This is a genomic window from Roseibium sp. MMSF_3247 (assembly GCF_030733765.1).
Lineage (GTDB): Bacteria > Pseudomonadota > Alphaproteobacteria > Rhizobiales > Stappiaceae > Roseibium.
This window is the reverse complement of record NZ_JASHII010000028.1, coordinates 1-2,471: the sequence shown is the minus strand read 5'-3', so window position 1 is coordinate 2,471 and position 2,471 is coordinate 1. Positions and strand designations below refer to the sequence as shown.

General features: G+C 50.1%; 2 protein-coding genes and 1 pseudogene. All 3 read right to left on the bottom strand.

From position 1 onward, the window contains the following. Nucleotides 1-522: 522 nt before the first annotated feature. The gene (locus RBB44_RS25430; protein ID WP_306150606.1) at nt 523-867 is read right to left on the bottom strand and encodes a hypothetical protein; all 345 of its coding nucleotides are present in this window, start codon (nt 865-867) and stop codon (nt 523-525) included. Next, nucleotides 868-1,056, bottom strand: a complete 189-nt coding sequence (locus tag RBB44_RS25425) for a hypothetical protein (protein WP_306150607.1) — start codon at nt 1,054-1,056, stop codon at nt 868-870. It abuts the gene before it with no gap. Nucleotides 1,057-1,136: 80 nt separating this feature from the next. Continuing rightward, a pseudogene (locus RBB44_RS25420) lies at nt 1,137-1,893 on the bottom strand (IS5 family transposase). Between the last annotated feature and the right edge of the window lie 578 nt (nt 1,894-2,471).

Genomic DNA, 2,471 nt, shown 5'->3' with positions numbered 1-2,471 from the left:
CCGCTCTACCAGGAGCAACACCAAACCCACGGAGCCGTCGCCTAAAAACGAAAGTGCGAAAGATATTTGACACTACCAAATCCAGCAACCGGAATCGTTGGTAGCTTCTGCGAAACACTATAGCGCCGGTGGTATCGAGCCCCGCAAGGCAACAAACCGACTTGCCCAGATCAATCCCAAGAACCATTACATCCATCAAAGTGCTCCTTCTTCTGCATCGAGACGCAGCTATTGTTGAGCGAATTAGTGGAGAAGAAGTAGCATTCGAACGACTGAGACCGGAGTATTTTTGCTTGTCGTTAGCCTGTATTAGCTGCCAATATCAGATGATAGCTGGGTTTTATTTTACGCTTTCAGCGAAAACCTTAAAATTGGCTGGAAAATAATATTACTTGATAGCCTTGCAGAGTGGCGAAAATGTCCGGCTGTTTGACGGACGTGGTTTGAAGTCCAACTAGATCAATTACAAGTCTTGGGTTGGATGACTTTCAATTGCCATTCTTCCACTACATTTATCTAACGTTATGGATCCCGTTGCGAACTTGCGACAAATTCTGACAAATGCTTATGCAGATCCGCGATCGCTGTAGCAAAGCGATTGCGCACGAGTTTGCCTTCGGGTGTATGCGCAGGGTGTTGGTGCATGATTTCCTGGAAGGTTTCCAAACCGGCTGCGATTCGATACAAATCTCCCCGTCCAGTGGAGCCGAGGCACCTGCAGACTTCAATTAGGTCTGAAATACCATGAGCAGCTTCTGCTTCGTATTGATCCAAACGGGTCGCGAGGGTTTGCCGCAGGCGTTCTGCCATCCGAGGATCGATATCCATAATAAACTCCTTCAAAGCGGGTATCGTCGGAATATTCACTTATACTTCCAGCTGATAACGACCCACACTTACAGTCATAGTGAGAGGAAAAATAGAATTAAACCTTAAGTTTTGCATCGCGTCATCACTGATTTCAGACCAGCTGATGTAAAAAATAGCACTGTCAATGACAAGCGGTGAGCCAATTTTGTTAATTGACTTTCCACCCAGAGCAGCGTGGCCGATCATTAAAGTTTCCAAGAAAAGGTTCGAATATATTTGTTCGCTTAGGGTCAAACCTTATATCAGTTTAATTGTAGGCGTCAGACTCATAACCAGTAGCAAAAGGTTGCCGCGAGGCAGAGGGACGACAGAGAGCTTCTGGCATTGCGGTCATAGCGTGTGGAGAACCTGCGGAACTCTTCGAGCCTGCCGAACATCTTCTCGATGACGTTTCTACCCTTGTAAAAATATGGCGAGAAACAGTTTTTCCATTTGCGTGTTTTGTGGGGTGGGATGTTGGGCAGAGAGCCACGCGCTTCCACGATGCGGCAGATACGGTCACTGTTGTAGCCTTTGTCACCATGCAGAACGCCGTTTGTCGGTACGAATGGCAAGAGTGCCTCCGCTCCGGAGAAATCCGAGACGTTGGCTCCCGTCAGGTGGAAAGCGATTGGGCGTCCCCTGTTGTCGCTCAGGACGTGGATTTTGGTTCCCGGACCACCACGAGCTCGGCTCAAGGCATGGACTTTAGTCCCCCTTTGCCGCCGCGGGCAACCCGATGTGCCCGAACAGCTGTACTGTCGATCATTACTTCCGGAACAGGGCCGCCGGTTTGGGACAAGGTGTCGAAGAGCTCTGTCCAGACACCTTTCTTCGACCAGCGAACGAAGCGATTGTAGAGGGTTTCCTCGGCCCGGAAAACTCCGGCGCATCAATCCAGCGGCCGCCCGACTTCAGGACATGAATGATGCCACTGATCACCCGTCGGTCATCGACACGAGCCTTGCCCCGCGTATTGGTCGGCAATAGCGGTTGCAACTTCGAAAACTGCTCATCGCTGAGCCAGAAAAAACCATCGGACATCGATAAACTTCTGTTCAGGAGCTTGAATCAAATCTCGGCTGATTCGCATAGCGTTGTATGGGTCTGAGGCCTAGCCGCACTTACCGGTATTCCCAGGTGTCATTGACACCATTACCCCACCACGTCACAGGGACAAGAGGCCAGCATGAGTCACGCTACAGTGTTTATGGGACATCTCTCGAAATCCGTAAAGGCATATGCTTCAAATATCATAACTTTTGCACCCGTCGTAATGAATAGAGCGTCATGGGTGGACCCAGCACTTCAAACACAACAGTACTGGCTAGCGTGAAAGCTATGACTTCGGCACCCCATTGAGGGAATTGTTCTTTGGCCACGAGCGCCATGCCTACGGCAACACCCGCTTGCGGAAGCAAGGCAGGGCCAAACCATATGGCCTCTGGACGTGGTGTAGATGCAATCCGGGCGCCGATATAGCCACCAATCAACCTCGATATACTGCGTAGAACCAAAAAAATGAGACCAGCCCAGCCTATCAGTCCTAGAGCCCATCCACTTTATGATGGTTCATACCCCGCTGCGGCAAAATAGTTTGCGCATTCTTGTGGTTTGAACTG